Here is a 17,119-nt window from a genome sequence, read left to right as displayed (position 1 = left end):
TCTGACTCCTCTAATGATGAAACTCTTTTCCAAATTCGCTTCATCATAAGGAATTCAGATTCCTTTTACTTCTTTTCTTATGTCGAACTCACGTTAATTACAAAATAAAGTGGTCAACTGCGGTTTTTAGGTTTAAAAATCAGGGGAGACCGAATAAGCGCTTGCACAAGCAAATCAAGGCGTTAAGAAATTCGAACATTCGTCTAGTCTATTATCTGATATACGATTTTGCCGAAACGAAACCTCAGCAAATTTCACTGTGCTCGTTTTATGGAGAGTTTCTTATAAGGAACAATTCCGTAGGAATTGATGAAGCAAAGCAATTGCTTCCTACCTTATCCTATCCTTCATATCGTTCCCTTTATCCAATTTTGCGCAGCGTCCACAATGGAGGGTGTGTCAGGGTTGAGCGCGTTCCCAGCAATCCTGCAATGGTCACGCCTATCATCCCAACCAAAATACCCATTACCCAAATCATGGGGTTAAAGGTATAAGAAATATGTAAAGCATATTTAGCGATCACATAAGCCAGCACGCTGGCGCCTGCTGATGCAAAGATCCCTACCAGACCACCCAGTATGGAAAATTCAGCTGCCCAGGCACGAACCAGTTGCCTACGTTTGGCACCCAACGTGCGGAAAATAGCCGCCTCATAAATCCGCTCATCCTGGGTTGCTGAAATAGCGGCATAAAGCACGATAAAACCAGCCAGTAAAGTAAACAGAAACACAAATTCTATCGCGCGGGATACTTGCATAATCATTTTCTGAACCTGCTCGATCACGGTCGCCACATCAATCACCAGTAAATTTGGGAAGTTCTTGACCAGTTCGTGCATAACGCCCACTTGTGAAGGTGGCAGATAAAAACTGGTCACATAATTAATCGGATACGTATCAAGTTGACCAGGACGCACCATTACAAAAAAATTGACTCGAAAGGTATCCCAATCAACTTTCCGCAAGCTAGTAATCTTTGCTGAAAACTGGTTGCCTGCGATATCAAACGTTAACTGATCACCCAATTTAACCCCAATTGTTTCGGCTACTTCCTCCTCCATGGATAATTCGCTCTCAAGTGAACCTTCTCCCTGCCACCAATGACCCGCCACGATCTCATTATCTGACTGTAGTTCATCCGCCCAGGATAAATTGAATTCACGGTTTAGCAATTGTTTCTTCCGTGCCTCAGTATAATCGTCGATACGCACTGGCTGATCGTTAATAGTCACTAAACGACCCCGCACCATCGGATATAGCTCAGGCTGCCGCATCTCACGCTGCGTAAAAAATTCTGCCAAAGGCTGTAATTGATTAGGCTGAATATTAATCAGAAACCGGTTAGGGGTATTAGGCGGCAAGCTGGTTCGCCAATCCTTTAGTAAATCACTCTGAATCAAGGTAAGTACTAACATGGCCATTAAACCCAGCCCCAATGCAATCGACTGAACCAAACTGGCAATCGTTCTCCGTCGGATATTGGCCAACCCATAACGCCATGCACTTGCAGCTTGCTGCCGTACCAGCATTAATAACTTAATCAATACCCAACCCAGTAATGCAAAAATTGCAATAGCTGCCAAGAATCCCAGCATCACCAAAATTCCCAAACGCAGCTCACCTGCTTCCCATATGAATAAGATAGACAGTGCCAACAGGCCAAACGCGTAACCTGCCAGCCCATGTAAATTAGTCATGCCAAAATCACGGCGCAATACCCGTAACGCAGGTACACGCCGTAAATTAAGCAGAGGGGGCAAGGAAAATCCAAGCAACAGGACCATACCACTTAATAAGCCATGTACAGCGGGTAATCCACTTGGCAAGGGTAATGACGTTTCAACCAATCCAGCCATCCAGTGCGATAGGAACTCTTGCGCTATAAAACCCAGCAAGCAACCTAGCCCACTAGCCACCAATCCCAATATGGCAAAATGATACAAATACAGACGCAATATCGTTGCTTGACTGGCTCCCAGACAACGCATGATCGCACACCCATCGAGGTGACGCTGGATAAAACGACGTACAGCAAGCGCCACTGCTGCGGCGGCTACTACCACACTTGCCAGTGCAGTTAAACTCAAAAATTTTTCTGCGCGCTCCAATGCTGCACGAATTTCTGGGCGCGCATCACGTATGCCTTCGATGCGCTGCCCAGGAACGAGTTGCATCTGCGCCCAGCTGCGAAACTTGGTAACCTGCTCTTCTTCACCTGCAACCAGTAATTGATAGGTCACTCGACTACCCGGCTGAATCAGATTGGTGGCAGTCAGGTCATCTGCATTCATCAATAATTTTGCTCCCATATTGATAAAGCCGACAGAATAATCCGGTTCGCGGGCAATCAATGCAGCTACGGTCATCCGGGTAGCGCCTACTTCCAGTGTCTCACCTGGAAAAATATCGAGGCCAGTCATTAATTTTTCATCGATCCAGACCGTACCTGGAGAAGGAATACCTTGCGCAACATACGTCTTTTGTTCCGTGATAATTTCACTGGCGCTGTCTGCAAGCCGCAATTCACCCCGCAGAGGATAACCAGCCGATACCGCCCTGATTTCAGCCAGAAGACTATTTTCTTCCTTGCTGGCCATACTGGAAAACCGAGTCAATGTAGCAATCTTTAAACCAAGTTGCTCGGCTTTATCTGCATAATGTGCTGGCAAAGGTCGATCGCCGATGATCAGCAGATCAGCTCCCAGTAATCGATTACTCTCCCTGGAAAGGGCGAGCTGCACCCGATCAGAAAAAAATCCAACCGTGGTTACGCTGCTTACCGCAATTATCAGCGCCAACACAAGTATGCGCAATTCACCTGCTCGCTTATCACGACGCAACATACGAAAGGAGAGTCGAAAAAGATTCATAAAGATTATTCCCTCAAAAATTCTCAGCGTCATATCCTGGTTATTTTTCTTGAATGCGTTACTAACCTCTCAGCGGTCCAGCATGCTGAGGTTGATCGGTAACCTGGATTGGGCCACTTCCTGAAAATCGATCCAAATAAAGATAAATTACCGGAGTGATAAACAAGGTAATCACCTGGGAAAATACTAGCCCACCTATCACTGCCAGCCCTAGCGGTTGACGCAGCTCGGCACCCGCCCCTATACCCAGGGCAATCGGTAGCGCCCCCATCATGGCAGCAAGTGTTGTCATCATGATCGGCCGAAAACGTAACAGACAGGCGGTACGAATCGCTTGATAGGGTGACAGATGCTGCTCGCGTTGGGCCTCCAGCGCAAAATCGATCATCATGATGGCATTTTTTTTGACAATGCCGATGAGCATTAAAATACCGATCATCGCGATGATGGAAAGTTCGATATCGCATAACCATAATATGCCCAATGCACCCACGGCTGCGGAAGGCAGACCGGAAAGAATGGTAATGGGATGGATATAGCTTTCGTATAACACCCCAAGTAAAACATAAATAACCAGCAATGCAGCCACAATCAGTATGAGCTGGCTTGTTTGGGAAGATTGAAAGGCTGCCGCGTCGCCTGCAAAGCTGGTCACAATGTTGTCAGATAGCTTCATTTCTTCTTGCTCGAATTGTTCGATCAGTTCAGCAGCATCCCCCAAAGCAGCGCCCGGGGCAAGATTAAACGAGATTGTCAGAGACTCAAGCTGCCCCACATGGTTGATTGCCAGCGGTCCCATTTCGCGCACTACTGTGGCCACACTCGAGAGAGGGACCAGCGCACCATTTTTTGCTCGCAAATGAATGCTATCAAAAGCACTTTCATCGTCACGATACTCCCCGGCAACCTGCAGAATGACCCGATAACTATCACTCGAGGTAAAAATGGTGGAGACCTGTCGTTCGCCAAACGCGCTATAAAGTGCCGACCGAATCGTAGCGATTTCTACACCGAGTAAATTGGCTTTATCGCGATCGATCTCGAGTCGCGCCTGCAGCCCTTTGAGTTTCAGGTTGCTGGTCACATCCCGAAAAACCGCATGCTGTTGCATCCGTGACATCATAGCATCGGCCGTCACGTAGAGATCCTCGGCATGCACGCTGCGCATCACATATTGATAGCGGCTCTTGCTCTGCATGCTGCCAATCCTTAGGTTTTGGGAGGGTATCATGAATATCTTGACGCCGGGAACATGGTGAACCTCATGGCGCAACACTTCCAGCACCTTACTCATCGGCGGCCGTTCGCTATGCGGCTTAAGGCCGATAAACATTCGGGCACTATTGGCACCTTCTGTGAAAGTAATGCTGTTATCGACGACAGCATTTGCCTGGATGATCTGACTCGTTTGTTCTACCAACCGAGTTAGCGCAGGAAAAGAAATGTCTTCTGCTGCTTCAATCGAAATCATGATTCGGCCTGTGTCTTCTTCGGGAAAGAATCCTTTGGGCAGCACTATAAAGAGTACGGCCGTTGCAACAAAAGTACTCATGGCAATTACCAGCACTGTTCGACGATAACGCAATGCCCAGTCCAGCAAATAAGTGTAGGCTGCCAGCAAATAATTAAATCCGCTCTCAAACCATTGCGTCAATCTCATACTCCGTTCATCTGATGAATGCGGTACCAGATAACGGCTTGCCATCATGGGAATAAGCGTCAGCGAAACAATCGCCGACATGAGCACCGCTATACTGACGACAGCGGCAAATTCATGGAACATCATGCCAATCACTCCTGGCATGAAAAAAACCGGGATGAATACCGCTACCAGTGAAATCGAGATCGATAGAATGGTAAACGTAATCTCCTTCGACCCATGCAATGCAGCCTGCAGCGGCGACATGCCTTTTTCGATATGGCGCACGATGTTTTCCAGCATTACAATGGCATCGTCTACTACCAGCCCGACCGCCAGAGTAATGGCCAATAGGGAAATATTATCCAGCGTATAGCCAAAAACGCGCATGAGCGCCACCGTGCCCAGCAATGAAATGGGCAGCGATAACGCTGGAATAAGCGTGACAGTGGGTTTACGAAGAAACAGAAACATCACCAGGATAACCAGGGCAACTGTTAATCCGAAAGTCATTTGCACATCAAAGACTGCTTCCCGGATCGACTGAGCACGATCCAGGTAAAATGCTAATTGAGCCGAAGACGGTAACTGTGCGTTGATGTCGGGTAAAGCTGCCTTGACCGCATCGACGATTGCCATAATATTCGCCCCGGGTTGCGCATAAACTAGCAGGATAATGGAGGGCTGGCCGTTAGTCCAGCTAGCAGTTTTGACTGATTCCACACTGTTTTCAACTGTAGCCACATCGGACAATCTAACCGGATGACCGTTAGGCGTAGTAGCAACAACCAATTGTGCAAAAGCCTCAGCGTTATCAAGTTGGCGGTTAGTCTGAATGATCAACGTCTGACGTGGTCCATCCAGCGTACCAACGGGCGAATTGTCATTGGCCTTTGCCAATGCAGCTGCAACATCATCTACCGTTAAGTTGCGCGCGGCCAGCGCAAGTGGATTGACCTGCACTCGTATCGCATACTTTTTCTGGCCATTGATACGTATTTCCCCTGTACCGGGAAGTGTAGACAAGGTCGGCACAATCAACTTGTCAGCAAAGTTATTCAACTCCGGAAAGGGTATCGTGTCAGATGTCAGCGAAAGAATCGTAACCGGAGTATCAGCGGGATTGACCTTCCGATAAGAAGGCATTGTCGTCATTTCAACGGGCAGTGATTGCTGTGCCCGCAATAATGCCGCCTGAACATCTACTGCAGCACTGTCCATATCACGATCCTGATTAAACTCCAGCGTGACTACGGTATTCCCTTGCGTACTGGTTGAGCTGATGACTGATAAACCGGCAATCGTTAGAAACTGACGCTCAAGTGGAGTAGCTACTGCCGAAGCCATCGTGTCCGGGCTTGCACCCGGTAACACCGCAGTAACGGTAATGGTAGGCGTATCAAAGCGGGGTAATGCTGCAATAGGGATGCCGCTATAAGCCAGGAGGCCTGCAATGACTGCTGTCAAGGACAGCAATATTGTCATTACAGGACGGCGAATACACAATTCTGCCAGATTCATCACTTACCTAAAGGGATTGATTACTGCTATCGCCAGAATCCGATCTCAACCTGCCTTGATCGGAATGAAAGATTTGCTCACAAGAACTGTCCGCGTTTACCAAAGTACCAGGTCGAAGATGCTGGGTTCCTTCAATCACCACACACTGACCCAATTCTACCCCTTCGACTATAGCGATACTCTCCTGGATTAACCTAATATTGACCGATTGTTGAACCACTCGATTATTTTCCCCAACGACAAAAAGAAATTGGCCGTGTGGCCCGGTTTGCAGAGCCTGGGCGGGAACAGTCAATGCATTAGTCAATATACTGGATATCAGCGTGACATTGGCAAACATGCCGGGCCAGAATTTCCCGTCAGCATTAGCGAATTCAGCCTTGACCCGTATCGTACCGCTGGCGGTGTCGACCGCACTATCAATAAATACCACACGCCCCTCCCGCTCCTGTTGGTCAGGTAGATTAAGCTGAGCACTGACGGTCACTTCCCCTTTGGCAAGGGCCTGTTTCAAGGTGCCCAGTTCGCGCTCAGGCAGCACAAAGCTCACATAAATCGGATCAATCTGCGTGATGCTCACCAGCATGGAGGCGTCAGACCGCACCAGACTACCCGGATAAACCTGAATTGCACCGGTACGGCCTGCAATCGGCGCAATTATCTCACCGTAGTCACGGGTGATACGATCTGCCTGCACTGCAGCCTCATCAAATCTCAGTTGATTCTGCAGCAGCTCAACCTGGTTCTCCGCAACATCAAGTGCTGCCTGAGAAATAAAATTTTTGTGAAACAATTCCCGTTGACGGTTGAGCTGACGCACTGCATTCTGCAATTCGACCTTTGTCTTGGCAAGTTGAGCAATGGTTTTAGCCAGATTGGCCTCTTCCGCGCGGGTATCCAGGGTAAACAATCGCTCGCCTTTACTTACGAATTGACCTTCCTTGATATGAACTGTTTTGATCGTAGCAGCGACCTGCGGTCGTACTTCAACTGTCTGGATAGGAGAGACCGTGCCTTTGATCTTAAATTTGACCGGCACATCACGTTGCGCCACCGCAGCTGTCACTACTGAAATCGCACTGACTTCAGTTTTTTGGATGCGAATTGCAGCAGAATCGGGAGTTCGCAAAAACCAGAAACCAACTACCAACCCAACAAACAAGAAGCTCAGGATAATAATCCTTGAACGCCATTTGCCGGTTACTGCCACTTTCTGGGAAATCATTACTTCCAATACTTTATTACTTTATTTGTCATTCCGCTCTTAAGGAAGATTGGCACAACCTTTTAGCTAACTATCCTGCCACTGGCCATTCGGATTCGCCTGGAACAACGACTGGATAATGCTTCATCATGAGTCACGAGCACCAGTGTCGTCCCACGTTCACGATTCAACTCAAACATGAGTTCAATAATTTGAGCACCTGTAGCAGAATCGAGATTACCGGTTGGCTCATCGGCAAATAACATTTTTGGCTGAGTTACAAAAGCGCGGGCAATCGCAACACGTTGCTGCTCACCGCCAGAAAGTTGCCTAGGATAATGTCTAAGCCGCATCCCCAACCCGACACGCTCGAGTAATTCCTGTGCTGCATGCCTGGTATTATTTACGCCTGCAAGCTCCAATGGCAGCATTACATTCTCAACTGCTGTCAACGCAGGCAGTAGTTGAAATGACTGAAAAATAAAACCAAGCAGCCTACTCCGTAGAGCCGCCCGTTCATCCTCATCCAGCAGGAAAATATCCTCGCCATCCAGATAAACATGGCCGCTGGTTGGAACATCCAATCCTGCCAACAGTCCAAGCAAGGTAGATTTTCCCGAACCGGAAGCACCTACTATAGCGATCGATTCGCCTGCATTTACTTCCAGAGAAATATTCTGCAAAATCGTTAATTGATTATTGCCGGTATCAACTTGTTTAGTGAGGGCATTTGCTCGCACGATGGGATGTGCCACTTGCTTAGCACGATTATTCATCATGAAAAATTTTTTGATCATTCTCTTCTTTCTATTCAATATTGCTTCTTACGCAGCAGCCAGCCCAGTTAATGGCATAACTGTCATGATTTTTGGAGATAGCTTATCAACCAGTTATGGCTTGCCAGCAGAAGCTGGATGGGTGAATCTGCTCAAACAGCGAATGCAAGTGCTCTCTCCTCATTATCAGGTAATCAACGTCAGTATCAGCGGTGAAACAACGCTGGGAGGACGCAACCGTATTGAGCAAGCACTCAAAACGCATCAGCCGGACATCGTCATCATCGGATTAGGTGGCAATGATGGCCTACGCGGCGCATCCATTCAATCCATCCATGATAATCTAGAAGCCATCATTCAAGCTTGTCAGCGAAATAATGCCACGCCTCTACTAGCTGGTATGCAACTACCGCCCAATTATGGCATAGCCTACACCCAAAAGTTCCGCAATATTTATCCCCAACTCGCTGAACGCTATCAATTAAAGCTAATCCCTTTTTTGCTGGCCGGATTTGGTGATAAGCGCGAGTTTTTTCAGGCGGATGGAATTCATCCTGACGTAGCTGCGCAAAAATTAATTACTGAAAATGTTTGGGAAGTGTTATATCCGATGCTGGAATCAAACTACTCTTCCGTGCAGAGAAAAATGCAATTGGAACCAGCATTTAATAACTAATTTGAGGACAAAAGCGCAGAATGATTATATAGCCTTCGGAGGTAGTGAAGGAATTGTAGCGAATGCCCCAAGCATGGGATGGACGGAACGCAGCTACAAGAAAACGAGCTTGCGAGTTTTAGCGAAACTCACTTCGTTCGTTTTCACAACCTCTCAACTTGCATTCTCCTCATCCAGTCTTTGCAGGAAAACTTCCAGATCATTGGGTAATGGCGCTTCCAGGCAGATGTGTTCGCCTGTTGCTGGATGCGTCATCTTCAAACTACCCGCATGCAGAAACATACGTTTTAGGCTAAGTCTCTGCTCTCCTTTCATCAGCTGTTTATTCAACTCAAAGTCACCGTATTTATCATCCCCTGCAATCGGGAAACCTAGATGCGCCAAATGGACCCGGATTTGATGAGTACGGCCGGTTTTTAATTCTGCTTCCAACAAACTAAAATTTTGCCAATTTTTTTTCAAAGTAAAGACAGTATGGGCTGGCAGTTCTTTTTTTTCCTCATTTCTTCCTGAAACAACCGTCACACGTCGCTCCCCATCAGCGGTAACAAATTTATTAAGCGCTAATTTCACACTCTGCTTAGCGTTGCGCCATCTACCCCTAACAAGAACCCAATAACGTTTCTCTACGATTCCTTCTCGAATTTGCCGATGTACCTCGACCAATGCGTTGCGTTTCTTGGCAAGCAGTAAGACCCCAGAGGTTTCCCGATCCAGGCGATGTACCAGTTCCAGAAATTTCCAGTCTGGATAACGTGCACGTAATTGCTCAATCACACCATGGCTAATTCCACTTCCACCATGTACTGCTATACCTGATGGTTTATTGATCGCCAATAACCATTCATCTTCAAACAGCACTTCAAAAGCGGCAAGAGAAGGCTTCACTATTTTTTTGATATTTTGCAAAGAGCTACTTTGGGGCGTTCTGATTGGCGGAATACGCACCTTATCATTCTGCTGCAAGCGGTAATCAGCATTGATACGCTTACTGTTGACGCGCACCTGACCGCTACGCAGGAGTTGATAAATGTGACTCTTGGGCACCTTTTTAAAACGCTTGAAGAAAAAATTATCAATACGTTGCCCATCGGCTTCTTCATTGATATTTTCTACAATGACCATATCTGGCATAATATTTTTGTTTAACGTATTAATTTTACCTATACTCTTCATTTGGAATTCACATATATACCCATATACTACGCATATCATGTACCGATTACATGATGAGCATGACTACACCGGGTAATTATTAACTCACTCGATAGTTTTTGAAGTGTTGAAGAAAGTCAGCACTGATTTGGTTAATGTCGCTCACCACCTAAAGTAGCGATAGTAATTGATTTGCGCGCTCAAAGCACATATGAATTTTAGTTTCCGGTTTCGTAGTACCCGCCGACGGGATAGACTTTGTCGAAACCTTGTATAACTTGATTTCAATCCTGTTTCCACAGTTTGCAGGAACCAAGATACACGCTAGAAATTGGCCAATCTTCAAGGATAGGAAAATTAAAGAAGGTCTGAATAAGAGAAACAATGTTGGAAGCACCCAGAGCATGAGCCCCCATAAAACAAGCCAAGCAAATTTTGGCGAAGTTACTTATCGTCCGGAGACACTAAAGGGGTCAAGCTCCGCGATACTGCGATGTACCACTATAACCACTTCATACAGTCCTTTCCTAATACTATGACCCAATTATCTGAACAATAAATTCTATTATGCGTAAACGATAGGAAGCTATGCTGCCTGATATGCAGCAATCTGCCCGTGAATTGAGCGCGGGAGGTATAAAATGAAACGCATGTTATTCAATGCGACACAGCCAGAAGAGCTGCGTGTCGCGATTGTAGATGGACAAAAACTGATTGATCTCGATATTGAGACAATTGGTAAAGAGCAACGTAAAGGCAATATTTATAAAGGAGTTATTACCCGCTTAGAACCAGGATTAGAAGCCGCCTTTGTTGATTATGGTGGAGATCGCCATGGTTTCTTGCCCTATAAAGAAATTTCCCCCACCTGCTTCGGTGAGAGTCCTGATTTACCGAGTCATCGTATTCCAAGCTTACTCCGAGAAGGTCAGGAGCTGATCGTTCAAGTTGATAAGGATGAGCGCGGTACTAAAGGTGCCGCATTAACCACCTACATTTCCCTGGCAGGGCGTTATCTCGTGTTAATGCCCAATAACCCGCATAGTGGAGGTATTTCCCGTCGTATCAGCGCGGAAGAACGAACTGAACTACGTGATGTCATCTCGCACCTGCAGATCTCACCCGGGATGAGCATTATTGCACGTACTGCAGGCATTGGCCGCAATGAAGAAGAATTACAGTGGGATCTAAATTATCTGACACAACTTTGGCACGCGATTGAAGAAGCAGCTAAGAATCAAAGCGGTATCTTTTTGATTTATCAGGAAAGTAGCCTCGTCATTCGCGCCATTCGCGATTATTTCCATCATGAAATTGGTGAAATTCTGATCGATAACCCTGAGATTTATGAGCAAGCGTGCCAATTTATGGCCCACGTCATGCCTGATAATGTCGACCGTCTCAAGCTGTATCAGGATGATGTACCCTTATTCTCTCGCTTCCAAATTGAACACCAAATAGAAACGGCCTACTCCCGGCAGGTATCTCTGCCTTCGGGCGGAGCTATCGTCATTGATCACACAGAAGCGCTCGTATCCATCGATGTCAATTCAGCACGAGCCATTCGAGGTACTGACATCGAAAGTACTGCGCTTAATACCAATCTGGAAGCTGCAGACGAAGTTGCTCGACAACTCCGTCTACGTGATCTCGGTGGATTGGTTGTCATCGATTTCATTGATATGGAAATCACCCGCAATCAACGGGAAGTAGAATCACGTCTGCATGAAGCGCTTCGCCATGATCGTGCACGCGTCCAGGTTGGGAAAATCTCACGTTTTGGATTGTTGGAACTATCGCGCCAGCGCCTACGCCCCTCTCTTGGAGAAAGCAACTATATCACCTGTCCTCGTTGCCATGGAACGGGACATATACGCGGCACCGATTCATCTGCTCTGCATATTCTCAGAATCATCCAGGAAGAAGCCATGAAAGAGCATACGAGTGCCCTGCATGTGCAACTTCCTGTAGATGTTGCTACTTTCCTGTTAAACGAAAAACGTTCTGATATCCATAGTATCGAAGCACGCTTAAAAGTAAATATTATCCTCATTCCGAATATCTATCTGGAAACGCCAAGTTATAAGATTACTCGACTGCGCCAGGAAGATATTAAATCAACTGAAATACAAGCCAGTTATGAGATGGTAGAGAAAGTTGCGGAAGAAATTATCCTTCCGTCGACAGCCCAGGAAGTCAAGCCAACACGTCCCCAGGCTGCAGTAAAAGGAATTACACCTGCACAACCTGCTCCAGCGCGTGAAGAAAAACCTCGCGAACAAGCTTCATTTCTGGATAAATTCTTTGGCTGGTTCAGACCAACCAGCCATGAAGGTGCGTCTGCAGAATCCACTCTACCCAGTCATAAGGAAAGATTGCAGCGTCACGAGCGAGGTCGGGGACGTCGGGAACGTGGTCGCGGTGGCCGCAGCAAAGAAATACTGGTTCATGAACAACACAGACGTCACGACCTACATGAACCTCTGCAGGAACTACCCCAAGAGTCAGCGGGAGCTCTGCTAGAGGAGCAGATAGTTCCTGAGCCCCATGGAGGAGCTGTACAGAAAAATCGTGACAGTCAGTTTGCGCGAAGAAAACAAGCTCGTCCACCACATGCAGAAAAAATACCTTCTGAGGCAGAATTACCGACTGAGGAAGGGATCGCGCCAGTTGAAACACCCGTTGAGACATTACCTGAGCAAATTGAAGAGCGTGGACGTTCACGCCGCCGACGCGGAGGGCGGCAGCGTGATCGCTCCGAGCGATCACGTGCTCATAGAGTAGCTGAAGCTGAGGAAACACCTCCCTTAGAGCAGGCTCAGCCTGAAAGCCACTTCGATGAGCAAGCAGCAACACGGAAACTTATTACTTTTAAGGCAGAAAGTGCCCGCTCTGAAATTAGCGAAATCAGCGAGAAATCTGAGCCAGTAGATCGTTCTCCTGATCTGCTAACCACAGCATTACCTGTTCCCATTCCGCAGTTTGACTTATCATTCGAGCGCATTTCGGCTCCGGTAGAACATGAACCGCCTCCCTCCCAACCCAGTCCACCTCAATCGGCCGAACCACGTGCTGTTTCCAAATTACCGGATTTGTCCCAAAGTGGCCTAATCCTGATTGAGACTGCTCCCGATAAAGTTTCTGAAACAGTGGAAGAGACGAACCCTCCCAGGAGACCACGACGTAAGCCAACAACCTTGAAAGCGATTGAATCTGAGCCATTAGTCCAGGTAGAAACAAAAGATTAATTTTCTGAATAAAAAAGTGAACAGGAATAATTTTTTTCTAAAGAGACCTGAGATAGGCTGTCAAAGGTGGGTCTGTGATTATCTTAATTCAATGAGGTAACGATATGAGTGATTTTCCCGAATACGATGAAATCCATGTCATTTCAGACATCCACATGGGCGGCAACAAAGTGGATTTTCAAATTTTGCGCGAAACTGAGCGCCTTGCCAACTATATCAGCTGGGTTGGTCAACAACGGCCTGGTGGACGTGTGGCATTGATATTGAATGGCGATGTCATCGATACGCTGGCTGAAGACATCCACGGCTATGTTGCCGTTGATGAAGCAGCGGTCACCGTACAGCGGATCATGAAAGACCCATCGTTTTGCGACATATGGAAAGCTTTGGCTGATTTTGTCAAGCTGGAAGGACGCACCCTGGTCATCATCATTGGCAATCACGATATCGAATTATCTTTTCCTGTTGTACAACGTTTGATTATTACGCATCTGGCAGGAAGCGATCTAGCAGCACGCGCACGTATTGAATTTTCCACAACTGGCGCAGGCTACACGTGCATGGTAGGAAATGCACGCATCTATTGTACTCACGGTAATGAAGTCGATGCCTGGAATTACAATCGTTACGAAGACCTGGCAAAAGTGGGGCGACGCTTGAATGTTGGCCGTTCGCTTGACCCCAACGAATGGTACCCCAATGCCGGTACGCGCATGGTCAAGGAAGTCATGAATGAAGTAAAGCGCAGGTTTGCCTGGATCGATCTGCTTAAACCCGAAACTTCAGCAGCCATCGGTACCTTATTGGTACTTGATCCATCACAAGTAAGTAAAATTGGCAAACTGCTACCGATCGTTGGCGAAAAGATGCAAGGACAAAAACAAGTTGACCAACGCCTATCCGCTGAAGGCTTTCAACAGCCTAGCCAGGATGTTGCCATACCATTCACCACCGATCGTTTATTGGGACCCAACCTTAAAGCTGGAATATTAGGCGCTACAGCAGCTGGCAGCCGTAGCGCTGATGAAATGTTGCTAGCTGCGGAAGAGAACTTTAACCGCACGGATGCGAAGATAGCAACCGCCGACAATACCTTAGGCACACCACAACTCATCCTGGACAGTTTAACCGGCTGGATGAGGGGTGTCGGCAAAGATGAAGCGCTCCGACGTGCGCTTAAAGACTGGCTGACAGACGACAAAACATTCGATATCTCCGATCAGGATGATACTTATAAGCAAGTGACAGCTGCCATCGGATCACCCGTCGACTTTATTATTACGGGTCACACACATCTTGAACGCGCAATCGACATGGGGGGTGGACGCTATTATTTCAATAGTGGTACCTGGATCCGCTTATTGCAGTTTACCGAAGCTATGCTGAAAGACACGGCTTCCTTCAAACCAGTGTATGATGTACTTATCAATGGAAAAATGGAAACTATCGATCAGGCAAAATTTGGTAATCAGCCATTCGTGATGGACCAGACCAGCGCTGTATCGATCAAAGAAGAAGGTGGCAAAGCAGTTGGGAGATTGACTCATGTTGTGGGTAATGGTTCAGGTGCACCTGTTGAAATAAAAAAATTTCCGGGGTAGTGACATGAGCACTGTGCCCAGCAAGGTAATCCAAAAAGTAAAACTTGAATTGCTCAGACCAGGACCATCGCACAATCAATTACTCTCTCCGCTTACGCCTTATATTGCGTTATGCGGCGAAGAAGGGCCAGTGACTGTGCAAATGCCATTTGAGCACCGACAATTGCTAATGCGTTTGCGCAGGCTACGTTATGAATCCGATAAGGATCCTGCAAAAGATGAGCAGCGCCAGGCTGAAATTCGTGATTTGGGTGAGGCGATTGGGAGAGTGCTGGGCCAGATTCCCGCGTTGCTTTCAGAATTGGGTAATGCAGCAGTGGAAGTCGGGAAACTGGTTCATCTGCGCCTTTCCTTATCTGCGTTTGAGCTTGGGCTGATTCCATTCGAGCTTGCCGTTGGCGTGGACGGCTTTCCAGGCTCTGGCTCCCCGTTATTCCTACAAACACGCGCACCGATCTCAATCACACGGGAAATTCGTCGCGGGCGCCCTCTCCCTGTTAATTGGAACCGGCCACCGCGCATCCTCTTTGCTTTTGCAGAACCAGATGGACTTTATGTTCCCGCCCAATCCCATTTACAAGCACTCCGTTCAGCCATCGAGCCTTGGGTAAAAATCAGAAGCCCAGGGATGGCCAAAGAACGCATTGAGGATGTTAAAAAGATTTTGACTGTCCTGCCCAATGCTACCTTAAAACAGATCCGCGAAGCATGTGCCGAGACTGAGTATACTCATGTACACATTCTGGCACATGGTGCACCGTTGGAAAGCTCTGGTGATAAACGCTATGGGGTAGCATTATGCAACGATCTTGATCAAAGCAAGGACGTCATTGATGGCGAAAGGCTTGCCATTGCGCTGACAGCTCGTGACTCTTCGGGAAATACGAAATTCTGCCCCACACTGGTCACGCTCGCAACCTGTGATTCAAGCAATATTGAATCAATGCTTACTCCCGGTGGCAGTATCGCGCATGAACTGCATGCTGCGGGTATTCCTTGGGTTATCGCATCGCAGTTCCCGCTATGGATGAGGGCCTCGGCGATCGCTGCCGAAGTCCTTTATCAACGACTACTTGACGGCAACGATCCACGCTGGGTCATCTATGAACTACGTCAGCGCTTACGCACCGATGCAGCTGGTACTCATGATTGGGCTAGTATCGTGGCTTACGCCACTGTACCATTAAACTTCGAGGATCAAGTAAATACCTTCCGTGACAAACAAATCAGAAAACGACTAGAGGTCAAATTCGATCGTATCGATGAATTGGTGGGTGCTAATGCTGACTTTGAACAAATCCAGCAAACGTTCAATTCTGCTGAGTATGGAGAAGAAATCGCTTCCTTATGCAAGTCAATTCGTAACGAACTCAAAGTATGGCGTGAAGAACCTGAAGCAATGACTTCTTTCGAGGTGAAAGCCGAACGTCTTGGTATGAGTGCAGCCAGTGAGAAACGTATCGGGATCGCCTATTCATTACTTGCGAGTAACCACGCTGCTGATCCCAGCAAGGTTCCGAAGTGGATAAAGGAAAGCAAAAAAGCCTATGAAGCTTCTCAACTATTTTATCGCGAAGCCTTGGAGATCGAGCCCCATAATCATTGGGTTATGACTCAATATCTTTCTATTACAGCGATACCAGCATTAATCAATAAAGCAGCTTTTAAATCCTTATCGAAAAATTATGGTCAATGGTGGATCACAGCTCGCCAAATTGTCGAGTGGGAATTGAATAAGGCCAACGGAGAAAATCGGGGATACACATTAGGAACGCTGGCCGAACTCGCTTTGCTTGGTGTAGCCTATGGTGGACCAGATTTCGATTATCAACAAGCAAAAAAGGATATTACCCGTTATTGCAATGAGATACGGGGTCTGCTTGGTCCTGATGCATTCCCACTCCTTTCAACACAGCGTCAATTCAGGCGTTACACCAAGCACTGGGATAGAAAGGAATGGAAAGATCTGGCCAATGTTGCCTTAGAAACGTTGGGCGGTAGACTGTCAGAAGAATCTCCAGAAAATCAATAAGCCCCCTAGATTCTGATTTCTACCAGAAATAATTGGCTTTACGAATGAGGGTGACAAAAATGCGCCTAAATCCTGCTGTCATTTTGGAATCTGTGATCACGTGCCCACTTTGTGGTCATAAAGAAATGGAGACAATGCCAACGAATGCATGCCAGTGGTTCTATGACTGCAAGGCTTGTAATGAATTACTCAAGCCAAAGCCAGGTGATTGTTGTGTGTTCTGTTCATACGGCACTGTACCATGCCCGTCGATTCAAGAAGAGAAACATTCGTGCTGCTCCCGATGATAGATGTGATAGATTAACGTGAGTTCGACATAAGAATCACAACCCTACAAGTGGAAGAGCTTGAGTGAATCTGATATTAAGTGAAGGTTTCTTCTCGCGGAACGTGTAAGC

Annotated in this window: 10 protein-coding genes; 5 read left to right on the top strand and 5 right to left on the bottom strand. The window is 47.0% G+C overall.

Features of this window, described 5'->3' with window-relative positions:
- Nucleotides 1–361: 361 nt before the first annotated feature.
- The 4 genes from BLV54_RS11695 to BLV54_RS11680 form a co-directional block, all read right to left on the bottom strand.
- Entirely contained in the window at nt 362–2,869 is a 2,508-nt protein-coding gene (locus BLV54_RS11695; protein ID WP_090571844.1) for an ABC transporter permease, read from the bottom strand.
- A gap of 61 nt (nt 2,870–2,930) precedes the next feature.
- Nucleotides 2,931–6,029, bottom strand: a complete 3,099-nt coding sequence (locus BLV54_RS11690; protein WP_090571843.1) for an efflux RND transporter permease subunit — start codon at nt 6,027–6,029, stop codon at nt 2,931–2,933.
- A 7-nt stretch (nt 6,030–6,036) separates the two neighbouring features.
- A complete protein-coding gene (locus BLV54_RS11685) occupies nt 6,037–7,254 on the bottom strand; it encodes an efflux RND transporter periplasmic adaptor subunit (RefSeq protein ID WP_090571842.1) in 1,218 nt (405 codons plus the stop codon).
- Nucleotides 7,255–7,316: 62 nt separating this feature from the next.
- On the bottom strand, nt 7,317–8,012 hold the full coding sequence (locus tag BLV54_RS11680; protein WP_090571845.1) for an ABC transporter ATP-binding protein: 696 nt from the start codon (nt 8,010–8,012) through the stop codon (nt 7,317–7,319).
- Between BLV54_RS11680 and BLV54_RS11675 the strand changes: the two genes are divergently transcribed.
- Nucleotides 8,011–8,685, top strand: coding sequence for an arylesterase (locus BLV54_RS11675; protein WP_090571841.1), 675 nt, complete (start codon nt 8,011–8,013; stop codon nt 8,683–8,685). The two genes, BLV54_RS11680 and BLV54_RS11675, sit on opposite strands and share 2 nt — an antisense overlap.
- Nucleotides 8,686–8,838: 153 nt before the next feature.
- Here BLV54_RS11675 and BLV54_RS11670 read toward each other — a convergent pair whose 3' ends face one another.
- The gene (locus tag BLV54_RS11670; RefSeq protein ID WP_090571840.1) at nt 8,839–9,861 is read right to left on the bottom strand and encodes an RluA family pseudouridine synthase; all 1,023 of its coding nucleotides are present in this window, start codon (nt 9,859–9,861) and stop codon (nt 8,839–8,841) included.
- 620 nt (nt 9,862–10,481) lie between these two features.
- Here BLV54_RS11670 and BLV54_RS11665 point away from each other — a divergent pair.
- The 4 genes from BLV54_RS11665 to BLV54_RS16955 all read left to right on the top strand — a co-directional run bounded on the left by BLV54_RS11665 (nt 10,482) and on the right by BLV54_RS16955 (nt 17,008).
- On the top strand, nt 10,482–13,088 hold the full coding sequence (locus tag BLV54_RS11665; protein WP_090571839.1) for an Rne/Rng family ribonuclease: 2,607 nt from the start codon (nt 10,482–10,484) through the stop codon (nt 13,086–13,088).
- 104 nt (nt 13,089–13,192) lie between these two features.
- Entirely contained in the window at nt 13,193–14,689 is a 1,497-nt protein-coding gene (locus BLV54_RS11660) for a metallophosphoesterase (RefSeq protein ID WP_090571838.1), read from the top strand.
- A 4-nt stretch (nt 14,690–14,693) separates the two neighbouring features.
- Nucleotides 14,694–16,721, top strand: coding sequence for a CHAT domain-containing protein (locus BLV54_RS11655; protein ID WP_090571837.1), 2,028 nt, complete (start codon nt 14,694–14,696; stop codon nt 16,719–16,721).
- A 59-nt stretch (nt 16,722–16,780) separates the two neighbouring features.
- On the top strand, nt 16,781–17,008 hold the full coding sequence (locus BLV54_RS16955; RefSeq protein WP_090571836.1) for a GDCCVxC domain-containing (seleno)protein: 228 nt from the start codon (nt 16,781–16,783) through the stop codon (nt 17,006–17,008).
- The last annotated feature ends 111 nt before the right edge of the window (nt 17,009–17,119 follow it).

Source organism: Nitrosomonas sp. Nm33, assembly GCF_900107265.1.
Lineage (GTDB): Bacteria > Pseudomonadota > Gammaproteobacteria > Burkholderiales > Nitrosomonadaceae > Nitrosomonas.
Note: the sequence above shows the minus strand (reverse complement) of the source record. Positions and strands in the feature narration are given on the sequence as shown.